General features: G+C 72.2%; 26 protein-coding genes. 20 read left to right on the top strand and 6 right to left on the bottom strand.

Annotated features, from left to right (window positions below; all coding sequences use genetic code 11):
• Window positions 1–90 precede the first annotated feature (90 nt).
• From ACERZO_RS41210 to proC, 5 genes are all read left to right on the top strand, one after another.
• Entirely contained in the window at window positions 91–1074 is a 984-nt protein-coding gene (locus ACERZO_RS41210) for a Ppx/GppA phosphatase family protein (RefSeq protein WP_372671414.1), read from the top strand.
• Between the two features lie 157 nt (window positions 1075–1231).
• A complete protein-coding gene (locus ACERZO_RS41205) occupies window positions 1232–2860 on the top strand; it encodes a hypothetical protein (RefSeq protein WP_372671413.1) in 1629 nt (542 codons plus the stop codon).
• A gap of 76 nt (window positions 2861–2936) precedes the next feature.
• The gene (locus tag ACERZO_RS41200) at window positions 2937–3749 is read left to right on the top strand and encodes a sugar phosphate isomerase/epimerase family protein (RefSeq protein WP_372671412.1); all 813 of its coding nucleotides are present in this window, start codon (window positions 2937–2939) and stop codon (window positions 3747–3749) included.
• Window positions 3750–3872: 123 nt separating this feature from the next.
• Window positions 3873–4700: a thioesterase family protein gene (locus ACERZO_RS41195; RefSeq protein WP_372671411.1), complete on the top strand. Its 828-nt coding sequence runs from the start codon at window positions 3873–3875 to the stop codon at window positions 4698–4700.
• A gap of 198 nt (window positions 4701–4898) precedes the next feature.
• Window positions 4899–5708: a pyrroline-5-carboxylate reductase gene (gene proC, locus ACERZO_RS41190; RefSeq protein ID WP_372671410.1), complete on the top strand. Its 810-nt coding sequence runs from the start codon at window positions 4899–4901 to the stop codon at window positions 5706–5708.
• On the opposite strand, the gene ACERZO_RS41185 is transcribed toward proC, so the two are convergent.
• The gene (locus ACERZO_RS41185; protein WP_372671409.1) at window positions 5696–6025 is read right to left on the bottom strand and encodes a winged helix-turn-helix transcriptional regulator; all 330 of its coding nucleotides are present in this window, start codon (window positions 6023–6025) and stop codon (window positions 5696–5698) included. The genes proC and ACERZO_RS41185 overlap by 13 nt on opposite strands.
• A gap of 39 nt (window positions 6026–6064) precedes the next feature.
• Here ACERZO_RS41185 and ACERZO_RS41180 point away from each other — a divergent pair, with 39 nt between their 5' ends.
• The 5 genes from ACERZO_RS41180 to ACERZO_RS41160 all read left to right on the top strand — a co-directional run bounded on the left by ACERZO_RS41180 (window position 6065) and on the right by ACERZO_RS41160 (window position 9611).
• Complete coding sequence (locus tag ACERZO_RS41180; RefSeq protein ID WP_372671408.1) at window positions 6065–6625, top strand: carboxymuconolactone decarboxylase family protein; 561 nt, start codon at window positions 6065–6067, stop codon at window positions 6623–6625.
• A gap of 182 nt (window positions 6626–6807) precedes the next feature.
• Window positions 6808–7023: a helix-turn-helix domain-containing protein gene (locus ACERZO_RS41175; protein ID WP_013222402.1), complete on the top strand. Its 216-nt coding sequence runs from the start codon at window positions 6808–6810 to the stop codon at window positions 7021–7023.
• A gap of 155 nt (window positions 7024–7178) precedes the next feature.
• The gene (locus ACERZO_RS41170; RefSeq protein WP_007030867.1) at window positions 7179–7280 is read left to right on the top strand and encodes a 30S ribosomal protein bS22; all 102 of its coding nucleotides are present in this window, start codon (window positions 7179–7181) and stop codon (window positions 7278–7280) included.
• 256 nt (window positions 7281–7536) lie between these two features.
• Window positions 7537–8580 (top strand): NAD-dependent epimerase/dehydratase family protein, encoded by a 1044-nt coding sequence (locus tag ACERZO_RS41165; protein ID WP_372671407.1) that lies wholly within the window; start codon window positions 7537–7539, stop codon window positions 8578–8580.
• Between the two features lie 14 nt (window positions 8581–8594).
• Window positions 8595–9611, top strand: coding sequence for a lysophospholipid acyltransferase family protein (locus ACERZO_RS41160; RefSeq protein ID WP_372671537.1), 1017 nt, complete (start codon window positions 8595–8597; stop codon window positions 9609–9611).
• A gap of 6 nt (window positions 9612–9617) precedes the next feature.
• Here ACERZO_RS41160 and ACERZO_RS41155 read toward each other — a convergent pair whose 3' ends face one another.
• From ACERZO_RS41155 to ACERZO_RS41145, 3 genes are all read right to left on the bottom strand, one after another.
• A complete protein-coding gene (locus tag ACERZO_RS41155; protein ID WP_244180432.1) occupies window positions 9618–10505 on the bottom strand; it encodes an HAD family hydrolase in 888 nt (295 codons plus the stop codon).
• Between the two features lie 74 nt (window positions 10506–10579).
• Window positions 10580–11638, bottom strand: coding sequence for a DUF5667 domain-containing protein (locus ACERZO_RS41150; protein WP_372671406.1), 1059 nt, complete (start codon window positions 11636–11638; stop codon window positions 10580–10582).
• Between the two features lie 113 nt (window positions 11639–11751).
• Window positions 11752–12444 carry a sigma-70 family RNA polymerase sigma factor gene (locus ACERZO_RS41145; RefSeq protein WP_372671405.1) on the bottom strand — a complete coding sequence of 231 codons (693 nt, stop codon included), beginning with the start codon at window positions 12442–12444 and terminating at the stop codon, window positions 11752–11754.
• A 314-nt stretch (window positions 12445–12758) separates the two neighbouring features.
• Here ACERZO_RS41145 and ACERZO_RS41140 point away from each other — a divergent pair, with 314 nt between their 5' ends.
• The 7 genes from ACERZO_RS41140 (at window position 12759) to ACERZO_RS41110 (ending at window position 21951) form a co-directional block, all read left to right on the top strand.
• The gene (locus tag ACERZO_RS41140; RefSeq protein ID WP_372671404.1) at window positions 12759–14270 is read left to right on the top strand and encodes a long-chain-fatty-acid--CoA ligase; all 1512 of its coding nucleotides are present in this window, start codon (window positions 12759–12761) and stop codon (window positions 14268–14270) included.
• A gap of 10 nt (window positions 14271–14280) precedes the next feature.
• On the top strand, window positions 14281–14517 hold the full coding sequence (locus tag ACERZO_RS41135) for a glutaredoxin family protein (protein WP_372671403.1): 237 nt from the start codon (window positions 14281–14283) through the stop codon (window positions 14515–14517).
• 65 nt (window positions 14518–14582) lie between these two features.
• Window positions 14583–16139, top strand: coding sequence for a molybdopterin-dependent oxidoreductase (locus tag ACERZO_RS41130; RefSeq protein WP_372671402.1), 1557 nt, complete (start codon window positions 14583–14585; stop codon window positions 16137–16139).
• 1035 nt (window positions 16140–17174) lie between these two features.
• Window positions 17175–18080, top strand: coding sequence for a redox-sensing transcriptional repressor Rex (locus ACERZO_RS41125; protein WP_372671401.1), 906 nt, complete (start codon window positions 17175–17177; stop codon window positions 18078–18080).
• On the top strand, window positions 18077–19384 hold the full coding sequence (locus tag ACERZO_RS41120) for a glutamyl-tRNA reductase (protein WP_372671400.1): 1308 nt from the start codon (window positions 18077–18079) through the stop codon (window positions 19382–19384). Before ACERZO_RS41125 ends, ACERZO_RS41120 begins: the two co-directional genes overlap by 4 nt.
• A 20-nt stretch (window positions 19385–19404) precedes the next feature.
• A complete protein-coding gene (hemC, locus tag ACERZO_RS41115; RefSeq protein ID WP_372671536.1) occupies window positions 19405–20334 on the top strand; it encodes a hydroxymethylbilane synthase in 930 nt (309 codons plus the stop codon).
• A gap of 84 nt (window positions 20335–20418) precedes the next feature.
• The gene (locus ACERZO_RS41110; protein WP_372671399.1) at window positions 20419–21951 is read left to right on the top strand and encodes a uroporphyrinogen-III synthase; all 1533 of its coding nucleotides are present in this window, start codon (window positions 20419–20421) and stop codon (window positions 21949–21951) included.
• 53 nt (window positions 21952–22004) lie between these two features.
• Here ACERZO_RS41110 and ACERZO_RS41105 read toward each other — a convergent pair whose 3' ends face one another.
• Window positions 22005–22877: an NAD-dependent epimerase/dehydratase family protein gene (locus tag ACERZO_RS41105; RefSeq protein WP_372671398.1), complete on the bottom strand. Its 873-nt coding sequence runs from the start codon at window positions 22875–22877 to the stop codon at window positions 22005–22007.
• 9 nt (window positions 22878–22886) lie between these two features.
• Window positions 22887–23669, bottom strand: a complete 783-nt coding sequence (locus ACERZO_RS41100) for a DUF6597 domain-containing transcriptional factor (RefSeq protein WP_372671397.1) — start codon at window positions 23667–23669, stop codon at window positions 22887–22889.
• 83 nt (window positions 23670–23752) lie between these two features.
• On the opposite strand from ACERZO_RS41100, the gene hemB reads away from it, so the two are divergent.
• Genes hemB through ACERZO_RS41085 form a run of 3 tightly spaced genes read left to right on the top strand, consistent with a single transcriptional unit; the run spans window position 23753 to window position 25721 of the window.
• Window positions 23753–24724: a porphobilinogen synthase gene (gene hemB / locus ACERZO_RS41095; protein WP_372671396.1), complete on the top strand. Its 972-nt coding sequence runs from the start codon at window positions 23753–23755 to the stop codon at window positions 24722–24724.
• 17 nt (window positions 24725–24741) lie between these two features.
• Window positions 24742–25278 (top strand): hypothetical protein, encoded by a 537-nt coding sequence (locus ACERZO_RS41090; protein WP_372671395.1) that lies wholly within the window; start codon window positions 24742–24744, stop codon window positions 25276–25278.
• Window positions 25275–25721: a hypothetical protein gene (locus tag ACERZO_RS41085; protein ID WP_372671394.1), complete on the top strand. Its 447-nt coding sequence runs from the start codon at window positions 25275–25277 to the stop codon at window positions 25719–25721. Before ACERZO_RS41090 ends, ACERZO_RS41085 begins: the two co-directional genes overlap by 4 nt.
• Window positions 25722–25731: the final 10 nt, after the last annotated feature.

The following is a 25731-nucleotide window of genomic DNA, read 5'->3' as shown; positions in this document are numbered from 1 at the left end:
CCGCGTGGAGGCGCGCCGGGGCGGTACCGCACCGAGTGTTTTCGGTTACAAGTTCGAGACCTGGCGCTGGGGCCGGTACCGTGGACCCCCGTGCGCCTAGGGGTACTCGACGTCGGTTCCAACACCGTCCACCTGCTCGTGGTCGACGCCCACCGTGGCGCCCACCCGACGCCGATGCATTCCGAAAAGTCCGTGCTGCGCCTGGCCGAGCAGCTCACCCCGGGTGGCGAGCTCAGCAAGGCCGGTGCCGACGACCTCGTGACCGCGGTCGAATCCGCGAAGGACGCCGCCGCGCGGCTCGGCTGCCAGGAAGTCATGGCGTTCGCCACGTCCGCCGTCCGCGAAGCGAAGAACTCGGCCAAGGTCCTCGCCCGTGTCGCCGACAAGACCGGCGTCGAGCTGCAGGTCCTTTCCGGTACCGACGAAGCCCGGCTCACCTTCCTGGCCGTCCGGCGGTGGTACGGCTGGTCCGCCGGGCAGCTGCTCGTGCTCGACATCGGCGGCGGCTCGCTGGAGATCGCGATGGGCCGCGACGAAGAGCCCGTCCTGGCCGAATCGCTGCCGCTGGGCGCGGGCCGCACCACGCGCACCCGCTTCAAGCACGACCCGCCGACGCGCTCCGAGCTCGTCGCGACGTCGGCGTGGCTGGACGACCAGCTCACCGACCTCACCCGCAAGGTCACCAAATGGGGTGAACCCGACCGCGTCGTCGCGACGTCGAAGACGTTCCGGTCCCTCGCCCGGCTGACCGGCGCCGCCCCCTCGGCGGCGGGCCCGCGCGTCCGACGTACGCTCACGGACACCGCGTTGCGCCAGCTCCTGGCCTTCATCTCGCGGATGACGTCGGCCGATCTGGCCCAGCTCGAGGGCGTCAGCCCGAGCCGGTCGCACCAGCTGGTGGCGGGCGCGCTCGTCGCGCAGGCCACGATGCGGGCGCTCGGTTTGGCGGAACTCGAGATCTGCCCGTGGGCTCTGCGAGAGGGTGTCATCCTGCGGCGGCTGGACCATTCGAACGGCGCGGATGAGACTGGAGCCGCCCTCGTGGGGCGCTTCGGCGCACAGGAGGACCGGTGAAAGCACGCGGCTGGACTTCCCGGACGGACAACGGGCACGGTGGAGAGGTGACGGACATGCAGAGGTCGGCGTACAGCGCGCGCGGCGCCGCCGGCGTGCCGTCAGGTACCGCTTCGCCGAGTGCCGAGAACCCAGAGCGCGCAGGGGACGACCAGGTATGACGGACCAGACCGGAGGCGACCAGCCGCAGAAGACCGTGGCCGAGCTGCTCGCCCAGCACGGTGCCCAGGTCGACGGCGGTCGCCGTCGCCGCCGCCGCGCGGCCGATGACGACGACGAGCCGGCCACCCCGGAGACCCCGGGGCCGACCGGCTCGCACCGCCGTCCGGGCGTGAGCGACACCGGCCCGCAGGCGATCATCGACCGCGTCGCCTCGGAAGGCACGCCGCCCCCGCCGAACCGGCCCACCGGACGGCGGCGCGCCGAGCCGCCCTCCCCGCCGCCGCCCGCGCCCCGCGCGGTCCCGCAGGACTCGCAGCCGCTGCCGCGGCCGGTCCCGCCGCCCCCGCCGGCCCGCCCCGCGCCCGGTGGCGCCGAGTCCGGCCAGTACGCGCGCCCGCCGCAGCAGGAGCCGACCCAGTTCAGCCGGCCGCCGCAGGAGTCCGGTCAGTTCTCGCGCCCGCAGGAGTCGGCGCCGCTGCCCGTGCCGCCGCGCGCGCCGCGGCGCCAGCCGCCACCCCCGCAGCCGTCCCAGCAGCTGCCGACCCCGCCGCCGCAGCCGTCGCAGCAGCTGCCCACGCCGCCGCCAGCCGAGGAGACCCGCGGGGCCGTCCCGCCGGTCCGGCGCCGTCCCGCGCCGCCCTCGCAGCAACTGCCGGTCCCGCCGCCCCAGCCGTCGCAGCAGCTGCCGACGCCGCCGCCCAGCGGGCCGCTGTCGGCCCGGCTCGACGGCCTCAACGGCACCCCGGACGCCGACGTCGACGTCCCGCCGCCCCCGATGGCCAGCGGGAAGTTCGCGACGCCGCCGGCCGCGCCCGGGCGCCCGCGCCGCGGCCCGGCCCGCCGTCCGCAGCCGCAGCAGGAGGCCTACACCGAGCAGTTCGACGCCGTCGTGCACGAGCAGCCCCCGCCGCCGCCCGCGCCGCCGGCGAAGCCCGACGAGCCGTCGACGCCGGGTGGGCTCGCGAACTGGCGCAAGCGCCGGCAGAAGGAGCAGCTGGAGGACACCGAGATCGGCGTCATGCCGGTGGTGCCCGGCGACACCCCGGCCGACGGCTACCCCGAAGACGACTTCGAGCCCGACGGCTTCGCGCCGGAGAGCAGCGGCTACCAGGCCGCGTACGACGCGGGCCCGCCGACCGGCGCGTACCCGCCGCCGATGCCGTTCGCACCCGGCGACCGCGCGTCGCGGGCGCCGATCCCGGACGACCTGGCGCCGTACGAGCGCGAGTTCGCCGACGGCTACCCGGACGGCGGCCCGGACTTCGAGCAGGACGACTACGGCTACGAGCAGGCCGACGGCTACGAGGACGACGAGTACGACGACGCGCCCGAGCCGGTCGCGGAGCCGGAGCCCACGGCCTCGCCCGGCAAGGCGTGGCTGGCGCTGGCCGGCCAGCTGGCGCTGGGCGTCGTCGGCGGCGCGGCCGTGTGGCTCGGCTTCAACTGGCTGTGGGTGAACATCCCGGCCGCCGCGCTGGTGGCCGCGCTGCTGGTGGTCGTCGCACTGGTCTGGATCGTGCGGAAGATCCGCCGCGCCGAGGACCTGCAGACGACCGTGCTGGCGGTGCTGGTCGGCCTGGTGGTGACGGTCTCGCCGGCGGCGTTGCTGCTCGTCGGCCGCTGACGCGCGCGGGGACGCGGTGAGATCCGCGTCCCCTTCCGCGCGTGCCCCTGCTCCGCACCCTCGGTGACGAGGCAGGATGGCGCGCGTGACAGACGAGCAGCCGGTCCCCGTCGGGCTCAGCACGGCGTCCGTGTGGCCCCTCAAGGCCGGGACCGCCTTCGAGCTCGCCGCCGAGCTGGGCTACGACGGCGTCGAGGTCATGGTGTGGGCCGACGCGGTCAGCCAGGACGTCAGCGCCCTGCGCCGGTGGTCGCGCCGGACCGGGGTGCGCGTGCTGTCGATCCACTCGCCGTCGCTGCTGATCACGCAGCGGATCTGGTCGCCGGACCCGGTCGTGCGGCTGCGGATGTCCGTCGAGGCCGCGCAGGAGCTCGGCGCGCGGACCGTCGTCGTGCACCCGCCGTTCCGGTGGCAGCGGCGCTACGGCGACGCCTTCGGTGATCTCGTCGACGAGCTGGAGGAGTCCAGCGGGATCGAAATCGCCGTCGAGAACATGTTCAAGGTGCGCCCGCCGGGTGGTTCGAAGAATTCGCGCGTCTCCGCGTTCCGGCCGTCGATCGACCCGACGGACGTCGGTTTCCGGCACTACACGCTCGACCTGTCCCACACAGCGGCAGCCCGGATGGACGCCCTCGCGCTCGCCGAGCGGATGGGCGAAGGCCTCTCGCACGTCCATCTGGCGGACGGCACCGGCGTCCCGAAGGACGAACACCTGGTGCCCGGGCGGGGTGGCCAGCCCTGCGCCGCGCTGCTGGAGAAGCTGGTCAGCAGCGGTTTCGGCGGCCAGATCGTGCTGGAGATCAACACCCGGCACGCCGTCACCGGTGCCGAGCGGGTCCGTGATCTGGCGGAGGCATTGCTGTTCGCGCGATTCCACCTCGGGCAGTAATTGCGCGGACACGACTACTCCCGGGTCCATTTACCGGGATCGAACACGTAAAGTTCGGACCGTGAACCCGTCGCGCTCGTTGATCGTCACCTGCCCGGATTTACCCATTGGCCCGGCGCGTTCGTGAGCGGTACGGACGGCACCGCCGTGTCCTTCGACACGGCGAGTGCGGCGCGGTCGCTGGGGGACGGCACCTTCACCGCGGTGCTGCGTGCGGAGTGGGCCATCGGCTCGCACCCGCACGGGGGTTTCCTGCTGGCCCTGCTGGCCAAGGCGGCGATCGCCGCCCTCCACGAGCGCGGTGAGCCGCACGCGGAGCCCCTGGTGGTCAGCGCGGAGTTCCTGCACGCGCCCGCGCTGGGCCCGGTGCTGCTGCGCACGGACGTCCGCAAGGTCGGCCGCCGCGCGACGGTGGTCGAGGTCCGGCTGGAGCAGCGCGGCCGCAGCTGCGTCGAGGCGCGCGTGACGACCGGCCGGCTGCCGATGCGGCGGCCGGAGTGGACGGACGTGCCGTCGATGCCCGCCGAGCCGTCCCCGGGCGCGCTGGCGATGGCGGAGAGCACGGAGGGGCCGTTCAACCTGGCCAAGGGGTGCGAGGTCCGCCTGGACCCGGCGACGGCGGGGTACTTGGCGGGCCGCACGGGCGAGCCGCCCCGGATGCGGCTGTGGGTGCGGCCCCGGCACGGGCTGGTGGATCCGTACTTCACGCTGCTGGCGTCCGACGTGAACCCGCCGGTGGTGATGAACCTGGGGCGGATCGGGTGGGCACCGACGGTCCAGTTGACGGCGTTGCTGCGGACGCGGCCGGCGCCGGGGTGGCTGCGGGTGGTGGTGGAGTCCAGGTCGGTCCACGAGTCGTGGTTCGACTCGGACGCGACGGTGGTCGACTCCCAGGGGCGGCTGGTGTGCCAGGCCCGGCAGCTGGGCCTCGCCCCGGCACCGGGCGCCTGAAGCGCGTTTGCCCGGCGCCGGAACCGGCCGGCGGGCGTCTTGAATGAGTCATTCAGGTCTTCGGTGGTCCTGAATGACTCATTCAAGACCGGGGCGACCGGTGCGCCGGGGCGGGGAGGCGCGGGAACCGAACCCAGGCCGGCAGCGGGCCTCGCCCCGGCACCGGGCGCCTGAAGCGCGTTTGGCACGCTTTACGCCATGACGGTCATCGCGGTGCTGGGTGCGGGAAAGATCGGCGAGGCGTTGCTCTCGGGGCTGCTGCACGGCGGCCACGAGCCGGGCGATCTGCTCTTCACCGAGCGATACCCGGCGCGCGTCGAAGAGCTCACCGCGCGCTACGGCGTCCGTGGCGTCGAGGTCGAGGAAGCCGCGAAGCGCGCCGATGTGCTCGTTGTCGCCGTGAAGCCGCAGGACATCGAGCCCGTGCTCGACGAACTTGCGCCGCTGCTCGGCCCGACCTCGCTCGTCGTCTCGCTCTGCGCGGGCCTGCCCACCTCGCTGTACGAGCGGCGGCTGGCCGAGGGCGTTCCCGTCGTGCGGGTCATGCCGAACACGCCGATGCTGGTCAACGAGGCCATGAGCGCCATCTCCGCCGGCCGGCACGCCACCGCCGAGCACCTCGCCGTCGTGCGTGACCTGCTCTCGCACGTCGGGCAGGTCGTCGAGGTGCCCGAGGCTCAGCAGGATGCCGTGACCGCCCTCTCGGGCTCCGGCCCGGCCTACTTCTTCTACCTGGTCGAGGCCATGATCGACGCCGGCATCCTCCTGGGCCTGCCGCGCGCGCTCGCCGGGCAGCTGATCATCCAGTCGGCCGTCGGGGCGGCGAAGATGCTCGCCGAATCCGAAGAGCACCCGGTGCTGCTGCGCGAGGCCGTGACGTCGCCCGCCGGGACGACCATCAACGCCATCCGCGAGCTGGAGAAGCACGGCGTCCGGGCCGCGATGCTCGCCGCCATCGAGGCCGCCAAGGACCGGTCCGTGGAGCTGGGCAAGGCTCACGAAGGCTGACGCGGCCGCCAGTCCGCCGCCCATGCGTCGAGCTGGACCAGCGTCCCGAACAACGACCGGCCCTGTTCGGTGAGCGAGTAGCCCTCGGCGGTCCCGACCAGGTCGGCCTCGCCCAGTTCGCGCAGCCGCGTGGCCAGCACGCTCGACGACACTCCGTCACAACGCTGCTGGAGCGCGCGGAACGTCAAAGATTCGTCGTCGCGCAGCTCCCAGAGGATCCGCAGCGTCCACCGCCGGCCGAGCAGGTCGAGCAGCGCCATGATCGGGCGGCCCGTCGTCGAACCGCGGACCGGGCGGCCGGGCAGAGGTGCCGTCATTGCTTTCCTTTCCGAAGCGCCGATGTTAGCGTCCCCGGTATGCCTCTGAAATCGAAGCAGCCGCGGATCGTGCCCCTCGAGCCGCCGTTCGACGCCGGGACGGCCGAAGTGCTCGACCGGCTCGGACCGCCGATCGCGCTCTTCCGCGTCTGGGCCCGCCGGCCGGAGCTGGCCCGGGGTGTCGCGGACTGGGGGCGGTACTACTTCTCGAGGCAGTCGGCGTTGACCGTCCGGCAGCGTGAGCTGGTCATCGACCGCACGGCCGCGCTCTGCGGGGCCGGCTACGAGTGGGGCATCCACATCGCCACCTTTGCCGAGAAGGCCGGCCTCGACGCGGCACAGATCCGTTCGCTCGCCGCCGGCAGCCCGGCCGACGGGTGCTGGGACGCGGGCGACCGCGCGGTCCTCGAAGCCGTCGACGAACTCCACGCCACCTACGACCTCTCCGATGGCACCTGGGCGGACCTCGAGCACGCCGTCGGCGAGGACGGCGCCCTCGACCTGCTGCTCGTCTGCGGGTGGTACCACGCCGTCTCGTTCACCGTCCGGGCCCTGCGGCTGCCCCTCGAACCGGGGACCGCGCGCCCGGATTCGCCGTAATGGGCGATTCCGGAGGTCTTGCACGCGCGGGTGGCTGTGCGTTAGCGCAGGTAGGAGCCCATCTCGGTGACAGGCGTCGCATTAGTCCCACCAGTCCCGCTACTCTCGATAGAGCACGTGCGTGTCGATACCACAGGTGGGGAAGCCTCGTGGCGCGACACGTGTCGAAGGACGCGGTAAACATGTCGCCGAACAAGAAGGAGGATCTGCCGGCAGTCGGGCAGGTCCAGTTCCTGACGGTCGCCGAGGTGGCCACGCTGATGCGGGTCTCCAAGATGACCGTCTACCGTCTCGTGCACTCGGGTGAACTGCCCGCCGTCAGGGTCGGGAAGTCCTTCCGGGTGCCGGAAAAAGCAGTGCACGAGTACCTCCAGGGCGCTTATTACGACGTCGGCTGATCGACGTCGCGGCCGGCGGCACGTCGCCTTACGACGTGCCCGCCGACCGGCCCGCACCGGGTGCCGGGTAACCTGGAAAACCGCTCGTGCCTGTGCGCTCCACCCGTTGGACGCTGCGCCGGGCAGCGTGACCGACGACGACCTAAGGAGCGCCCATGGGCTCTGTGATCAAGAAGCGCCGCAAGCGCATGTCGAAGAAGAAGCACCGCAAGCTGCTTCGCCGCACGCGAGTGCAGCGTCGTAAGGCCGGCAAGTAAACCCAGCCGTGCGCAGCCGTGGCCCGTCCAGTCTCTGGACGGGCCACGTCCATGTGGTGGGTCGGTTCCCCCCGTTCGAGTGAGGCCTTCGTCGCTTTCCGGGGGATGGCGGTTAATAGCACGTAAGACACCCTGGAGCTACCACTAATGAGCGGTAACATCTCAAGGGCGTCCGCGCGATGCTTCCAGTGAGTGCAGGCCCGCGCACATCGGGTGATCGTCCACCCCCACCACGCCCTACGCCGCAGGGAGTCGCATGCCGTCGAACATCGTGCTCGTCACCGGGGTCGCCGGGGAACTGGGCGGGAAGCTCCTCGCCCGGCTGGGCAACAACCCCGACTTCGAGCGGGTCATCGGTGTCGACACGGTGGCGCCGGACAAGACGGTGCTGCAGCGCATGGGCCACGCCGAGTTCGTCCGGGCGGACATCCGGAACCCGTTGATCGCCAAGGTGATCAGCACGGCCGAAGTGGACACCGTGGTGCACGCGTCCTGCACCGCGCACCCGGCCGGGCCGGGGCGCCGCACCGCCATCAAGGAAGTCAACGTCATCGGCACCATGCGGCTGCTCGCCGCGTGCCAGCGCTCGCCGCTGGTGAAGAAGCTGGTGGTCAAGTCGACGGCGGCGGTCTACGGCGCCGGCGCCCGCTCGCAGGCGGTGTTCACCGAGGACTCCGAGCTGATCCCGACGTCGACCAGCGGGTACGCGAAGGACGCCGTCGAAATGGAGGGGTACGTGCGCGGCCTGGTGCGGCGCCGCCCCGACATCACCACGACGCTGTTCCGCTTCGCCAACATCATCGGTCCCGAGACCGACACGGTCCTTTCGCGCTACTTCGCGCTGCCGGTCGTGCCGACGGTCTTCGGCTACGACGCCCGGATCCAGCTGCTGCACTCTTCGGACGCGCTGTCCGTGCTGGAACGCGCGACCCTGAGCGACAAACCCGGCGTGTTCAACGTCGGATCGGAGGGGGTACTCACCCTCTCGCAGGCGATCCGGCGAGCGGGCCGGGTCGAGCTGCCGATGCCGCGGAGCGTGGTGCCGTCGGTGGGCAAGGTCCTGCGCGGCGCGCGCGTCGTGGACTTTTCCGCCGACCAGGTCCGGCTGCTGAACTTCGGCCGGGTCGTCGACATCACGAAGCTGAAGGAAGAGTTCGGCTACACCCCGCGGTGGACGACGCGTGAGGCGTTCGACGACTACATCGCCGGACGTGGCTTGAGGCCGGTGCTCGACGGCGGCAAGCTGGCCGGCCTGGCCGGCAAGGTGCTTGTCGCGGCGGCGACGGGGCAGAGCCGGTGAGCAGACCGCACGACTTGGACGACTTCGGAAGCGAGGCGGAGACGGTGGGCGGTGCCGAGGCGCAGGTCATCCCGCTGCACGGGCCGGGCCGGGAGAAGCCGGAGGCCCAGCCGGGCGGCCGCCGGGAAGAAGCCGCGCGGGTGGACGCGCCGGTCGTCGCGTTCCCCGGCGCCGAGCGGGAAGAGGCGCCCGAGCCGCTTTCCGACGCCGCGCGCTCGGCGCTCGGCTTCATCCGGGACCGGCTGACCGGCGACTACACGGTCGACGAGTTCGGCTTCGATGCCGAGCTGACCGACGCGGTGTTCCTGCCGCCGCTGCGCGCGCTGTACAAGAAGTGGTTCCGCGTCGACACGTACGGCGTCGAGAACCTGCCGCTCGAAGGCGGCGCGCTCCTGGTGTCCAACCACTCCGGCACGATCCCGCTCGACTCGCTGATGACGGCGGTCGCCGTCCACGACGAAACGGGCGGCCGGCACCTGCGTGGCCTCGGCGCGGACCTGGTGTTCCAGGTGCCGCTGGTCGGGTCGTTCGCCCGCAAGTCCGGCCAGACGCTGGCCTGCAACGAGGACGCGGAACGCCTCCTGCGCGGCGGCGAGCTGGTCGGCGTGTGGCCCGAGGGGTTCAAGGGGGTCGGCAAGCCGTTCTCGTCCCGCTACAAGCTGCAGCGCTTCGGCCGCGGCGGGTTCGTCTCGGCGGCCCTGCGCGCGGGCGTCCCGATCATCCCGGTGTCGGTGATCGGCGCGGAGGAGATCTACCCGAAGCTGGGCGACATCAAGGTCCTGGCGCGGATGCTCGGGCTGCCGTACTTCCCGGTGACGCCGTTCTTCCCGATGTTCGGGCTCTTGGGTGCGATTCCGCTGCCGACGAAGTGGAGCATCGAGTTCGGCGAGCCGATCCGCACCGACGAGTTCGAGCCGGAGGCCGTCGAGGACCCGATGCTGGTGTTCCAGCTGACGGACCAGGTGCGCGAGTCGATCCAGCAGACGCTGTACCAGCGGCTTTCGCAGCGCAAGTCGGTCTTCCGCGGCTGACGTGCCTCAGCGGCGGCGGTAAGCCATCCCCGCCGCCACGGCACCGGCCAACGCGCCCGCGCCCAGCACCGATGGCACGCCGATCTTCGCCGCCTTGCGGCCCGTCCGGAAGTCGCGGATCTCCCAGCCGCGCGCGCGGGCCACGTCCCTCAGCCCGCCGTCCGGGTTGACCGCCACCGCCGTGCCCACCGCCGACAGCATCGGGATGTCGTTGGCCGAGTCCGAATACGCCGTGCAGCGCTTGAGGTTCAGCCCCTCGCGGGACGCCAGCGCGCGCACCGCGTGCGCCTTCGCGCGGCCGTGCAGCAGGTCGCCGACCAGCCGGCCCGTGTACACACCGTCGCGGGTCTCGGCGACCGTGCCCAGCGCGCCGGTGAGCCCCAGCCGGCGGGAGATGATCGCCGCCAGCTCGATCGGGGTCGCCGTCACCAGCCAGACGCGCTGCCCGGCGTCCAGGTGCATCTGGGCGAGCGCGCGCGTGCCGGACCAGATCTTGTCCGCCATCAGCTCGTCGTAGATCTCTTCGCTGATCGACGTCAGCTCGGCCACCGTGCGGCCGGCCACAAAGGACAGTGCGCGCTCGCGGTGGGTCTTGATGTCCTCTTTGTTCTCGCGGCCGCCGAGGCGGAACTTGACCTGGCCCCAGACGAACCCGGCCAGGTCGGACGACGTGAAGAACTTGCGCGCCGCCAGCCCGCGGGCGAAGTAGAAGATCGACGCGCCCATCATCATCGTGTTGTCGACGTCGAAGAACGCGGCCGCGGTCAGGTCCGGCGGCGCGGGCGGAGCCGGGGGTTCGGACAGGGCGTGAGCGGCTTCGGCCGACGCCTCGCCCGCCAGCGCGGCGAGCCGTTCGAGCTCCTGACTTCTGTCCTTGCCACGCCAAGCTGACACGTACACCGCCTCCACGTCTCCTTCGCACAGCGTAGCGAGCTGCCCACGGCGGCGTCGCGGGTGTGGCCCGGACCTCAGCCGATCACGATCGGGGGCAGACCCGGGAGCAGCGGCGGGATCGAAACCAGCGGGGGCGGCTGCGTGGTCGAGGTCACCGGCGGCGGCTGCGTGGTCGTCGGCACCTGGCCGTACACCGGCGGCGGCGTGACCCCGCCGGTCGGCGCGGGCAGGCCCGGCGTCGCCGCGGCGTCCGACGGCGGCAGCTGCGTGCCGGTCGCCACCGGCGCGGTGCTCTCGGTCGACGACTGCGGAGCCGCCGACGTCGGCTCGCCGCCCGAAGACGGGGTGGGCCGCTGCGTGCATTCGCCGGTCGCCGGGATGAGGCCCAGATCGTCGGACGACCCGGTGGTGATCTGGTAGCAGTTCATCCGCGCCGCCAGGCCGCTCGTGCGCTCCTGGACCTTGCCGAGCAGGTCGCGGACGTCGTCGAACACCGGGGCCGAGCCGGCCGGGAGCGCCGCGAGCCGCGCCTCCTGGTTGCGGGCCCACAGCCGGACGTCGGACAGCGCCTGCGCGCCGCCGCCTTCGCTGGTCGCCACGGTCGCGATCTGGGCGACCCCGGCCTTCAGGTCGGCCGCGAAGTCGTCGTAGGCCGTCCGGTAGTCGGCGTCGCTCGCGCCTTCCGACGCCAGCTCGCCCATCTCGGTGACGCGGTTGGTCGCGAACTCGAGGTGCTTGCGGGCCTTGGCCTCGTCGCCGAACGTCAGCCCCAGCGCCGTCGACTCCCCGGCGCGCTTGACGCCGTAGAGCGGGTCGCCCGGGAGCGCGTTGCGGGAAAGGACGAGCGTCAGCCCGGAGAGGACGAGGAAGAGGAAGAGCGCGGCGGCCACCAGGTCGGCGGTCCGCGGCCGCCACCTCCGACCAGGGGTGACCGCCGCCGTCTCCAGGCGGCCCGCGATCTCCGCGCGGATCCGCTGCCGGGTCTCCAGGTCCGGGGCCCCGGCGGCCCCGAGCTCGCGCAGGGCGCCGACGAGAGCCAGCTCGTCGGCGAACTCGCCGTCCCGCGCCACGGGGGACGGCTCCAGGGCACGTGCGAACCGATCGATCTCGGCTCGCTCACGCGCAAACCTCACTGCGCTGCTCCATCTCGGGCCACGGCCGGTCCTGACACCGGTCTGGCAGGAGTAACGATCCAGAAGCCGCCGGGGTTACCGGATTCGATCGATGGGCCGAAAAGTTCGCGGGATCAGCGCAACCCCGTGGGCAGAAGTTGTGCCAAACGGCGTACCGCGCGGTGCTGGAGCGCCTTGATCGCGCCCTCGTTGCGGTTCATGATCTGCGCCGTCTCCGCCACCGACAGGCCCTGCAGGAACCGCAGGATGATGCATTCCCGCTGGTCATCGCCCAGTTCGGCGACGCAGCGGAGCAGCTCGGTGCGGGTCGCGCGGCTGATCGCCTCCTGCTCGGGACCCGCCTGGACGCTCGCGCCGACGCTGAACGGCGCCGAACCCGGCTCGGTCACGTCGTCGGTGACGACCTCGAGGCGGAACCGGCTCGACTTCACGTGGTCGAGTACGAGGTTGCGGGCGATGGTGACGAACCAGGCGCCGACGTCACGCCCCTGGTAGCTCACCGACGTGATCCGGCGCAGCGCGCGCAGGAACGTCTCGCTGGTGACGTCCTCGGCCAGGTCGCGGTCGCCGAGGCGGAACAGCACGTACCGGTAGACGACGTCGACGTAGCGGTCGTAGAGCCGGCCGAACGCGGACGTGTCGCCCTCCTGCGCGGCGCGCACGAGGTCCCACGCCTCGGCCTTCGCCGCTTCGGCGCGTTCGTCGTCGGACGCCTGCCTGCTCACCGGCACGGACGGGGAACGCCCGAACACGCGCTCGGCGAACATGAAGACGGGCCCGCGGCTCACGGCGGTCGGCACGGTCATCGGGCGGCACCTCCGGCGGCGAAGCTGGCCCAGCGGGCCACGGTACCCCCGGAACTCCGGCGAGCAGGGGCCTGCCGGCTCGCGTGCCCCACGACCTCGTGGGCAAGCAAGTTCGTCACGGCGACTCCCTCTCTCCGGTCGTGGTGGTGATCACCGCCACCCCCACGACGCAGTGCAGCATACGTGTAGTTACCGCGAAGTAGGTAGTGGCTCCGGGGTTGTGCAGACGCGACGCTCGCGGTCAGCACCCATGACGTCGCTCCGAATGACAGACTTGCAACGGTTTGGGCCGGGCGAGGAGAGGTGGATCGCGCGTGAGTGCTCCAGAGGGGACGCAGTCGGGGGTCGGCGGGCTGCTCACGCGGGCCGCGGCGACGTGGCCGGACCACCCGGCCGTGCAGGAGACCGGCACCGGGCGCGGCCTGAGCTACCGCCAGGTCGAGGCCGCTGTCCAGGCGCAGGCCGGGCGGCTCGCGGAGTCGGGCGTCGAGCCCGGCGACCGGGTCGCGCTGCGGCTGCCGACGTCGGTGGACTTCGTGATCGCGTTCTTCGGCGCGCTGCGCGCCGGCGCGGTCGTCGTGCCGCTGTCGCCGCAGGCGCCGGGACCCGAGCTCGAGAAGCTGCTCGAGCACAGCGGTGCCAAGGTTGTCATCACGCGCGACGCCGAAGAGGCGTTCCCGGACGGCGTGACCGGTCTCACTCCGGAATCCGACCCGGATGGAGCAATCGAATCCGTCGATGCCGGCCGGGCCGGGGAGGACATCGCCGTCGTCTCCTACACCTCGGGCACCACCGGGCCGCCGCGCGGCGTGATGCTGTCGCACCGCGCGCTGCTGGCGAACCTGGCGCAGATCGGCGAGGTCGAGGGCGCGCTCGAGCACGACGACCGCGTCCTGATCACCATCCCGCTCTTCCACGTCTACGGCCTCGGCCCCGGCCTGCTGCACGCGGTCGCCGTCGGTGCGACCGCGGTCCTGTCGGAGCGGTTCGAGGCGCAGCGCACGCTGGACGACTGCGCCGAGCACGGCGTCACGACGATCACCGGCGTCCCGACGATGTACACCGAGTTCGCCGCGCTGGGCACCGACGAGCTGCGCGCGAAGCTGGCCACGGTCCGGCGGATGACGTCCGGCGCCGCGCCGCTGCACCCGAAGGTGCTCGGCGCGGTCCGCGAGGCCACCGGCCTGGACGTCTTCGAGGGCTACGGGCTCACCGAGTGCGCGCCGGTGGTGACGTCGACGCTGGTCACCGGCTACCCGAAGCCGGGTTCGGTCGGGCGGCCGCTGCCCGGGGTCGAGCTGCGGCTGGTCGACAGCGACGGCACCGACCAGGCCGTGCCGCTCGACCCGGACGACGTCGACGACGTCTTCGAGGCCGAGGGCGAGACCGGGCTGGTGTCGATCCGCGGCGCCAACCTCTTCTCCGGCTACTGGCCCGACGGCGACCACGGGCCGGACGACGAGGGCTGGTTCCGCACCGGCGACGTCGGCTACCTGGACGTCGACGGCGACCTGCACCTGGTCGACCGGGCCAACGACCTGATCATCGTCAACGGCTTCAACGTCTTCCCGCACGAGGTGGAGGAGGTCATCGGGCAGCTGCCGGAGGTGGCCGAGGCCGCGGTCGTCGGGGTCGTCGACGAGCGAAGCGGCGAAGCGGTCAAGGCGTTCGTCGTGCCGGTGGCCGGGGCGTCGCTGTCGGAGCAGCAGGTCGTCGACCACTGCGCGGCCCACCTCGCGGGGTACAAGGTGCCGCACGCGGTCGAGTTCGCCGAGTCGCTGCCGCACTCGGCGACCGGCAAGCTGCGCCGGGTCCGGTTGCGGTAGTAAGGACGGCATGGCGCACGAAGTGACGGTCATGGGCCGCGACGGCTGCCACCTCTGCGAGGTCGCGGAGGCGGAGGTCGCCCGGATCTGCGGCGAGCTGGGGGTTCCCTGGCGCGCGGAGGACGTCGACACGGACCCGGAGTGGCGCGCGGAGTACGGCGACCGCGTCCCGGTGATCCTCGTCGACGGCGCCGAGCACGGGTACTGGCGCGTGGAGGAGGACCGGCTGCGGAAGGCCCTCGCCTGAAGCCGTAACCGGCTCGTAAGGGGGATCGGGCAGCCGCTGCACGCTTCCGCTCCGAAGATGGAGGCGTGAGCACTCTGCAGGAAGCGCCGCCCGAAGCGCCCCGGCGGCTTTCGCTGCCCGTCGCGACCCTCATCGGGCTGCTCGCGCTGGCGGCCGCCCTCGGCGTCGGGCACCTCGTCGCCGGCTTCGTCGGCTACACCGCTTCGCCCTTCATCGCGGTCGCCAACTACGTCATCGACCACAGCCCGACCGGGATCGTGAAGTGGGCCGAGCGGACGCTGGGCACGTGGGACAAGCCGGTCCTCAAGATCGGGCTGGCCGTGGTGCTCGTGCTGTTCGCGCTGCTGGCCGGGCAGCTCTCGCGCCGGACGCCCCGCGCGGGGCAGATCCTCGTCGTCCTGCTCGGGGCCGCCGGCGTCGCGGCCGTGTACGCGCGCAGCGATCTCGGGCAGGTCTCGCTGCTCGCGCCGGTGGCCGCGCTCGTCGCCGGGCTGGCCGTGTTCACCTGGCTGCACCGGGTCGCGCTGCCGGTGGACCTCGTGCACGACCGGGGTTTCGACCGGCGGAAGTTCCTGCGGGCCGGCGTAGGGGTCGTCGCGGGCTCGGGGGTCGCCGCCGTCGTCGGGCAGGTGGCCGGGACCAGCAAGAACGCCGAGGACTCGCGGGCCGCCGTCGGGCCGCTCGTCCCCGCGCGGACCGCGCCGTCGCTGCCCGCCGACGCCGACTTCGCGAAGCTCGGCTCACCGCCGTTCATCACGCCGAACGGCGACTTCTACCGCATCGACACCGCGCTGGTCGTCCCGCAGATCCGCACCGAAGACTGGAGCCTTCGCGTGCACGGGATGGTCGACCGGGAAGTGACGTTCTCCTACGCCGACATCCGGAACCGGCCGCTGGTCGAGCGGCGCGTCACGCTGACCTGCGTGTCCAACGAGGTGGGCGGCCCGCTGATCTCGAACGCGACCTGGCTCGGCGTCGACCTCGTCGACCTGCTCGACGAGGCGGGCGTGCACGCGAGCGCCGAGCAGATGTACGCGACCAGCGTCGACGGCTGGACGTGCGGCACGCCGGCGAACGTGGCGCTCGACCCGCAGCGCGGCGCGATGCTGGCGATCGGCATGAACGGCGAGCCGCTGCCGATCGAGCACGGCTTCCCGGCGCGGATCGTCATCCCCGGGCTGTACGGGTACGTGTCCGCGACGAAGTGGGTCCAGTCGCTGGAGTTCGCGAAGTGGGACGACCGGCAGGCGTACTGGCTCAGCCGCGGCTGGGCCGAGCAGGCGCCGATCAAGACGGAGTCCCGCATCGACACCCCGACCGGCTTCGCGCGGGTGAGCGCGGGCAAGGTCCGGCTGGCGGGGACGGCGTGGGCGCAGCACACGGGCATCGCGAAGGTCGAGGTCCGGCTGGACCAGGGGGCGTGGCAGCCGGCGGTGCTGTCGGCCGAGGTGAGCAAGGACACCTGGCGCATGTGGTGGATCGAGCTGGACGTGCCGAAGGGGACGCACCAGGCGTTCGTCCGCGCGACCGACCAGGACGGCTACACGCAGACGGAGAACCGCGCGGACCCGGTCCCCGACGGCGCCACCGGCTGGCACTCGGTGAGCCTCGACGCGAGCTGACGGCTACCCGGCCCCGCCCGAACGACGTGAATGACTCATTCATGTCACCAGGCGACAGGGTCCCGGCAAAGTCGGGTGGGGCGATGCTCCGCCCGGCACCACCGCCCGCGGAACGCTGGGCCGAAGAGGCACGTCGGCGGGATGCCGAGCTTCGGTGGTCATGAACGACTCGTTCATCGCGTCCGGCGAGGTAAACGACTCGTTCATGCCATCCGCCGCCTGAACGGCTGACTGCCCACAGCCTCGCCCCAAAAGCCGACACCAAACGCGACGCCAAAGGCGAGAGGCCCCCGAGAACAGACACCGACGAGAACCCAGACTCCCCCGCACCCCGATCCGAAGCCACAACACGGCCGGCAGCGCCGGGTCAAGGCATCTTTCCCGCCTTGACGCGGTGTTGCCGGCCGTAGTCACCATGACAGCTTCGGGGTGCCGGAAGGCGCTTTGGCAGGACAGCTGCCCCGCCCCACCTCACGCGACCCGAATGCACGTCCCCAAGCCCCGCCCCGCCCCGCACGCCATGACCCATTCAAGTCACCTGACACCAGGGCTCCGGCAAAGTCGGGCGGGGCGATGCTCCGCCCGGCACCCCCGCGGAACGCCAGGCCGAAGAGGCGCGTCGGCAGGATGCCGAGCTTCGGTAGTCATCAACGACTCGTTCATCGCATCCGGCGAGACGAACGACTCGTTCATGACGTCACCGGCCCCCGGACCGGCCGCACCGATCCGACTTTGCCGGAGCCCTGTCACCAGGCGACGTGAATGACTCATTCATGTCGTCGCGGCGGGAGACCTCGGAAGTGCCTGGCGGGCAAGGATTCTGACACCGCGTCATGATCGTGGCCACCCCTGAACCGCCTCCGACCAGTGACTTTGTGCGCGCGTTCACAAGTGGTCTACCGTAGGACCATCGCCCCCGGGCGGTCCGCATCGAACCGGACCTCGTGCCTCGGGTCAAGACACAGTTCGGCACGGCCGTGGCGATGGCCGCCGGGTGCACAGCTTCACTTCGAACAGCGGGCAGGAGACGACGGCGTGGTGACACAGCGGGGGAGGCGCGACGCGGCGGACTCCCCGGGCCGGGTGCCGCGACGGCCCGGCCGGCAAGCCACCCCGGACGCCGACAACGCCCCCACCGCCGAGATGCCCGCCGTCCCGGCCGGGCGCACCGGGGACGCCCCCGAGGCCGTCCGGGCGAAGTCGATCCCGGAAGCCGCCGTCGCCCGTCTCGCCGTCTACCTCCGGGTGTTGTCCGGAATGTCGGAACAGGGCGCGACGACCGTTTCGAGCGAAGAGCTCTCGCAGGCGGCCGGCGTCAATTCCGCGAAATTGCGCAAAGACCTCTCCTACCTCGGCTCGTACGGCACCCGCGGCGTCGGCTACGAGGTCAGCGTTCTGGTCAGCCAGATCGAGCGCATCCTGGGCCTGACCCGGCAGCACAAGGTGGCCGTGGTCGGTATCGGAAACCTCGGGCACGCGCTGGCCAACTACGGCGGCTTCCCGGGGCGCGGCTTCCCGGTCGAGGCCCTGTTCGACCTGGACGCGGACCTGATCGGCGTGCCCGTCGGCGGCCTCCCCGTGTCGCACATGGACGACATCCCGCGGATCTGCGCCGAGCGCGGCATCTCCATCGGCGTGATCGCCACCCCGCCCACCGCCGCGCAATCGGTGTGTGACCGCCTGGTTGCGGGCGGTGTCCAGTGCATCCTCAACTTCGCCCCCGTCGTGTTGCAGGTTCCTGCTCACATCGAGGTCCGCAAAGTGGATTTGGCCGTCGAGCTGCAGATACTCTCGTTCCATGTGGCCCGCCGCGCGGACGACGCCGCCGGCAATCAGGGCAATTCCGGATTACCCGGGACAGGCTTGCCGTCCGAGAATGGGAAGGGCGGCCGGAACGGTTCGGGTCCGGACGGCGGACGGGAAATGGTGGTGCGCTCATGAGCGTCTTGGCGGTCGGTCTCTCGCATCGCAGTGCGGAGCTGAGCACGCTGGAGCGCGTCGCGGTCCCCGCGCCCGAGATCGGCAAGGTGCTCGACGAGCTGCAGCAGGCCGAACACGTCAGTGAGGTCATGCTCGTCTCGACGTGCAACCGGATCGAGGTCTACGCGGTCGTCGAGACCTTCCACGGCGGCCTCGACGACGTCACCCGCGTGCTGTCCCGCCAGGCCGGGATGGAAACCGCCGAGCTCTACGACAGCCTGTACGTGCACTACGCCGGCGCCGCGGTCGAGCACCTGTTCTCGGTCACCTCGGGCCTGGACTCGATGGTCGTCGGCGAGACGCAGATCCTCGGCCAGATCCGGTCCGCCTACGCCACCGCGCGGGAGGCCGGCACCGTCGGCCGCACGCTGCACGAGCTGATCCAGACCACGCTGCGCGTCGGCAAGCGCGTCCACACCGAGACCGGGCTCGACCAGCTCGGCGCGTCGGTCGTGTCCGAGGCGCTCGCCGCGGCCGGGGACGTCGCTGGCAAGCACGCCGTCATCGTCGGCGCCGGCTCGATGGGTGCGCTGAGCGCGTCACAGCTGCGCAAGGCCGGGATCGGCGAGATCACCGTCGCCAACCGCACCGACGCCCGCGCCCGCCGCCTGGCCGCGAACGTCACCGAGCAGGGTGTGCCGGCCCGCGCGATCCCGCTGTCCGGCGTTGCCGACGCGGTCCGCGACGCCGACGTCGTGATCTGCTGCACCGGCGCGCAGGACGCCGTCTTCACCCCGGAGCACGTGGTGCCCCGCGCCGGCCGCGCCCTGGTCGTCTGCGACCTCGGCCTGCCCCGCGACGTCGACCCGGCGGTCGGCGAGCTCGCCGACACCCGCGTCGTCGACCTGGCCACCGTCCAGCGCCGGATGCGCGAAGCCGGGACCCCGACCACCGAGCGCCAGACGGCCAAGGCGACCGGGATCGTCCTCGACGAGGTCCGCGACTACCTCGCCGGGCAGCGCAGCGCCGAGGTGACCCCGACCGTGACGGCGTTGCGCCGGCGCGCGGCCGAGGTCGTCGACGCCGAGCTGCTCCGGCTGGACAACCGCCTGCCCGAACTGGACGGCGCGGTCCGCGAAGAGGTCGGCCGCACGGTCCGCCGGGTGGTCGACAAGCTGCTGCACGCACCGACGGTGCGGGTCAAGCAGCTGGCCGCCGAGACGGCCGACACCGACTACGCGAACGCGTTGCGAGAACTGTTCTGCCTCGACCCGCAGGCACCCGCCGCGGTGGCGAGCCCGAAGCCCCCACCAGAGAAGAAGTAGCAGTGACCAGAGTCATTCGCATGGGCACGCGCGGTTCGAAGCTCGCGCTCACCCAGACCGGGACCGTCGCCGACGCCCTGCGCGCCACCGGCGTCGAGGTCGAGATCGTCAAGGTGACCACCCCCGGCGACAAGTCGATGGCGCCGATCGCGACGATCGGCGTCGGCGTCTTCACCTCCGCGCTGCGGGAAGCCTTGCTGCGCGGTGAAGTCGACGTCATCGTCCACTCGTACAAGGACCTGCCGACCGCGCCGGAGCCGGGCATCACCCTCGCCGCCGTGCCGCCGCGCGAAGACCCGCGCGACGCGTTGATCGCGCGTGACGGCCTGACTTTGGGCGAGCTGCCGCCGGGCTCGACGGTGGGCACCGGCGCCGCCCGGCGCACCGCGCAGCTGCAGGCGTTGGGTCTCGGTTTGGAAATCGTGCCGATTCGCGGCAATATCGACACCCGCATGCGCAAGGTGACCGACGGCGAGCTCGATGCCGTGGTGCTCGCGCGTGCCGGACTGGCCAGGGTCGGCCTGGTCGAGGCGATCACCGAGACCCTCGACCCGATCCAGATGCTGCCCGCGCCCGCCCAGGGCGCGCTGGCGGTGGAGTGCCGGTCCGCGGACGTGGACATCGAGCAGCTGCTCGCGTCCACAGTGGACGACGAGGGCACGCGGGTCGCGGTGACGGCCGAGCGGGCCCTGCTGGCCGCGCTCGAGGCGGGGTGCAGCGCGCCAGTGGGCGCGCTCGCCGAGATCGTCGAAGATCTCGACGCCGACGGCAAGGTCGTGGAACGGATCTCGCTGCGCGGCACCGCCGCGGCCGAAGGCGAGAACGGCGCGGTGGACATGGTCCGGGCCATCGCGCTCGCCGACAAGGACCAGGCCGCCCAGCTGGGCAAGGACCTGGCCGCCGAGCTGCTGGACCTCGGAGCCGGAGCCCTCTCCGGTCCCGCTCAGTAGCGCTTTCCCGAGCGCTTCACGAAGACGTAGGAGACCTGCGTCCGTGCGATCCCGCACGGCCGCCGCAAGAGGAGAAACGCACAGATGACCCCCGCGCGAAAGACCACCGGGCGCGTAGCGTTCGTGGGCTCCGGCCCCGGCGACGCCGGCCTGCTCACGGTCCGTGCCCAGGAGCTGCTGACCAAGGCCGAGGTCGTGGTGACCGACCCCGACGTCCCCCAGGCGGTGCTGGCCATGGCCGCCGAAGGCGCCGAGGTCCGGCCCGCCGTCGGCGAGGCCACCGAGGTCGCCAAGGACCTCACCGCCGAGGCCAAGGCCGGCCGGCTGGTGCTGCGCCTGGTGGCGGGCGACCCGCTGACCACCCCGGCCGTGGTGGCCGAGGTGCAGGCGGTCGCGCGCACGAGCGCCGTGTTCGACGTCATCCCGGGCGTCTCGCCGGGCGCGGCCGTCCCGGCGTACGCGGGCGTTGCGCTGGGCGGCACGCACACCGAGGTCGACGTCCGCGGCGACGTCGACTGGGCGGCCCTGGCCGCCTCGCCGGGCCCGCTGGTGCTGCACGCTTCGTCGGCGCACCTGGCCGAGGCCGCGTCCGCGCTGACCGGCAACGGCGTCCCGGCGTCGACCCCGGTCGCGGTCACCGCGAACGGCACCATCAACACCCAGCGCACCCTCGACACCACGCTCGAGAAGCTCGCCAACGACGCGGGCGAGCTCGTCGGCCCGCTGATCGTCACGATCGGCCAGGCCGCCGGCCAGCGCTCGAAGCTGTCGTGGTGGGAGTCGCGCGCGCTGTACGGCTGGAAGGTCCTGGTGCCGCGCACCAAGGAGCAGGCCGGCGAGATGGCCGAGCGCCTGCGCGGCCACGGCGCGACGTCGCACGAGGTCCCGACCATCTCGGTCGAGCCGCCCCGCAGCCCGGCGCAGATGGAGCGTTCGGTCAAGGGCCTGGTCGACGGCCGCTACCAGTGGATCGTCTTCACCTCCACCAACGCGGTCCGCGCGGTGTGGGAGAAGTTCGAGGAGTTCGGGCTCGACGCCCGTGCGTTCTCCGGCGTCAAGATCGCCTGCGTCGGCGAATCGACCGCGGCGAAGGTGCGCTCGTTCGGCATCATCCCGGAGCTGGTCCCGTCCGGTGAGCAGTCTTCGGAAGGGCTCCTGGCCGAGTTCCCGCCGTACGACGACGTGCTCGACCCGGTCGACCGCGTGCTGCTGCCCCGGGCGGACATCGCCACCGAGACGCTGTCGGCCGGCCTTCGCGACCGCGGCTGGGAGATCGACGACGTGACGGCCTACCGCACGGTCCGCGCCGCGCCGCCGCCCGCCGAGACCCGCGAGATGATCAAGACCGGCGGTTTCGACGCGGTCTGCTTCACCTCGTCTTCGACCGTGCGGAACCTGGTCGGCATCGCCGGCAAGCCGCACACCCGCACGCTGGTCGCGTGCATCGGCCCGAAGACCGCGGAGACCGCCGTGGAGTTCGGGCTGCGCGTGGACGTCCAGCCGGAGAAGGCGGACGTGCCGCACCTGGTGGACGCGTTGGCCGAGCACGCCGCGCGGCTTCGCGCCGAGGGTGCGCTGCCGCCGCCGCGCAAGGCGAAGCGGGCCCGCCGCTCCTGACGGTTCTGCGTGACGAAGGCCGCCCCGGTTCGCCGGGGCGGCCTTCGCTCGTTTCAGCGGGGGTTGGTCTCGCGCCACTTCAGGTAGTCGGCCACCGAAGCCGGGACGTCGAACTCCGGCTTGAAGCCCGTGTCCTCCGTCAGGCGTGAGATGTCCAGGTACGGGCCGTTCGCGCCGCCCGGTTGAAGGGTTGTCCCCAGAGCGGCCGCGAACTCGCCGTACGTGAACGGGCGGCCGCTCGAGACGTTGTACACCTCGTGGTTCAACGTCGGGGCCGTCGTCAGCAGGGCGATCGCGCGGCCCGCGTCCGGGGCGTAGCAGACGTCACCGCCGTCGTCGGCGTGCATGTGCGAGGTGGCCGTGTTGACCAGCGACGGGATCGGGCAGAACGGCGACCGCGGATCCACCAGCGGGCCCCAGATCGTGCCGATCCGCAGCACCACCGGCTGGACGCCGCTGCCCGCCAAGGCGTGCGTCGTCAGCGGCTCGACCGCCTTCTTGTAGGCGATGATCAAGTGCGGCAGGGCGGCCGTCGGCAGGGCGAGGTCCTCGGTCCACGGGATCTCCGGACGGCCGATGTACACGCCGAGACTGCTCGCGACGGCGAACCGCCGGACACCCCAGGCGCGGGCCGCGTCGAGGGCGTTGAGCAGGCCCGCCGTGTCGCGGCGGAAGAACTCGACCGGATCGTCACCCGGGATGCTGCCCGCGAGGTGGACGAGGTCGCTGATGCCGTGGCGGGAACCGAGCGCCAGGAACGCGTCCCGGTCGGTGACGTCGAGCTGCTCGACCGTGACCCGCCCCTCGAGGAACGACGGGACTCCGGTGCGGCGGTGGGCCGTCACGACGACGTCGTGGCCGAGGTGCAGCAGCGCGCGGGCGGTGTGGGCGCCGATCATGCCGAGCCCGCCGGTGACGAGGATCATCGCGCCAGGCTAAGCACGCCCGGCCGGGGCGTTCTTGAACGAATCGCGCAGGAACGGCAGGTAGGACGCCGAATGGTCGTGGCCGCAGGCACACGCCGAGACGCTGCCGCCGAGCAGCGCGCGCGGAGTCGACCCGGTCAGCCGGAGGCACTCGCGGTTGAGGTGGGCCTGGTCGGCGTACCCCGCGTCGGCGGCGAGTCCCGCCGGACCGGCCGCGCCCGCCTGGGCCAGTGCGAGAAAACCCTGGAACCGCAGCGTCCGCTGCAGCACCTTCGGCGCGACGCCGACCGCCCGCACGCAGCGGCGGCGCAGCTGGCTGGGGGAGAGCGCGAGGTGCCCGGCGAGGGTGTCGATGTCGACCGGGCGCCACGGCATCAGCAGCCGCACGGCCTCGGCCACCAGCGGGTCCACCGCTCTCACGGGCAGCCGGGCCTGGAGGACGTCGAGGGCGCTCGACGGGGAGCCGGCCGCGGCCACCGCTTCGGCCAAGCGGCCGTCGGCGAGGTCGACGTGCTGGTCGACCAGGTCGTCGAGGGGCGCCGGCAGCGGTGGTGCGGCACCCGGGTGGAACCGGACGCCGACGAGGGTCGTGCGGGCCGGGATGACCTCGAGCCGGGCCGTCGTCAGCGGGCCCAGCAAGCGGGGACGGCCACCGAGGGGGAAGTGCAGCTCGACGCCGCCGGTCGGCAGGTGCCGCTGGACGTACGGCTCGTCGCCGGTGCGCTGGAGCCAGACCGTCCGCACGAAGGGTGCCAGCCGCGGCGCGGGCAGGCGTTCGACGTACTCGGTCACCCCCGTACCGAATCGTCCGCGCGAACCGGCGTCAAGCACCCTTGCGGAACCCCGCCGGAGTGCGCCGGAGTAACTTGGTAAGGGTGTTCCCAGAGCATCGTCCCCGCAGGCTCCGCACCACCCCGGCCATGCGCAGGCTGGTGGGTGAGACGACGCTGCGGCCACGCCAGCTGATCCTCCCGATGTTCGTCGCCGAAGGCCTCGACCAGCCGAAGGCGATTTCGAGCATGCCGGGCGTCGTGCAGCACACCCGGGACACGCTGCGGAAGGCCGCCGTCGACGCGGTCAACGCCGGCGTCGGCGGGCTCATGCTGTTCGGCGTCCCGCAGACCCGGGACGCCGAGGGCTCCGGGGCCGTCGACGAGAACGGCATCCTCAACGTCGCCCTGCGCGATCTGCGCCAGGAGCTGGGCGACGCCACCGTGCTGATGGCCGACACCTGCCTCGACGAGTTCACCGACCACGGCCACTGCGGCGTCCTCGACGCCGACGGCGGGGTCGACAACGACGCCACCCTGCGCATCTACGCGGAGATGGCCGTCGCGCAGGCCGAAGCCGGGGCGCACGTGCTCGGGCCGTCCGGGATGATGGACGGCCAGATCGGCGTCATCCGCCGCGCGCTCGACGAGGCCGGCCACCGCGACAAGGCGATCCTCGCCTACTCCGCGAAGTACGCCAGCGCGTTCTACGGCCCCTTCCGCGAGGCCGTCGACTCGCAGCTCAAGGGCGACCGCAAGACCTACCAGCAGGACCCGGGCAACGGCCGCGAGGCGCTGCGCGAGATCGAGCTGGACCTCGCCGAGGGCGCGGACATGATCATGGTCAAGCCCGCGCTGTCCTATTTGGACGTCATCAAGGCGGCCGCGGACATCTCGCCGGTGCCGGTGGCGGCGTACAACATCTCCGGCGAGTACGCGATGGTCGAGGCGGCCGCGGCGAACGGCTGGCTGGACCGCGAACGGACCGTCCTCGAGGTGCTGACGTCGATCCGCCGCGCGGGCGCCGACCTGATCCTCACGTACTGGGCGGCCGAGGCCGCTGCGTGGCTGGACTGACGTATTAGAGTCCACCCGTGGACGACAAAGAGGACCTGACGGGTCTGACCGACGACGAACGGCGCAAACTGGGCCGCTCGCCGGATCCGGTGCTGCCGGGCCAGGTCACGACACAGGTGACCCCGCCGGGACCCGTGCAGGCGTCCTTCTGGTGCTGGCTCGCCGGCGGTCTCGTGCTGATCGGCGGCCAGGTGCTCACCCTGGTCCTCAAGCAGCAGCTGATCGACCAGCTGATCAAGCAGAACCGCGAGGCGGGCCGGCAGTTCGACGCGGCGGCGGTCGCGAGCGGCACCACCACGCTGGTCTGGGTGCTGTTCGTGGGCGCGGTGGTGTTCGCGCTGCTGATGGCGCTGTTCGCCTACAAGGCCCGCGAAGGCACCCGCTCGGCGCGCACGGTGCTCACGTGGCTCGCGATCGCGTGCGTGCTGTTCCAGTTCGCGCTGTTCAGCAACCTGCCGTCGGTCATCGCGACGCTGCTGTTCGTCATCGCGCTGGTCCTGATGTACCTGCCGTCGGTGCGCGACTACTTCCCGAAGGCCGGCAGCAAGCCGTGAGCGACCGGCTCTACGCCGAGTCGGGCGTGAGCTGGACCGCCATCGTGTGGGGTCCGGTGTTCGCGCTGCTCGGCGCGCTGGCGGAGCTGGTCACGGGCGGCCCGGTGCACGTCGTGGGCTGGGTGATGGTCGGCTTCGGGCTGTGCGTCATCACGGTGCCGTGGGTGTACGCGCGCCGCCGGTTCCTTTCGCTGGAAGTGACGACGAAGCAGCTGCGCCAGGGCCGCGAGAAGGTCCCGGCGGACCAGCTGGCGTCGGTGACGGACGTGGGCGTACCGGTGGGGGCGAGGGTCCTGGGCGGCGGCTGGACGGTGCCGCGCAAGTACGACTCGCTCCCGGTCGAGCTGGCGGACGGCACGGTGGTCCTGGCGTGGGCGAAGGACGTAGAAGCGCTGAAGGACGCGCTGGACCGGCTCGTCCGGGCGACGCCGAAGGAAGCATGAGAAAATCGCT

It is taken from the genome of Amycolatopsis kentuckyensis, assembly GCF_041679295.1.
GTDB lineage: Bacteria > Actinomycetota > Actinomycetes > Mycobacteriales > Pseudonocardiaceae > Amycolatopsis > Amycolatopsis kentuckyensis_A.
Note: the sequence above shows the minus strand (reverse complement) of the source record. Positions and strands in the feature narration are given on the sequence as shown.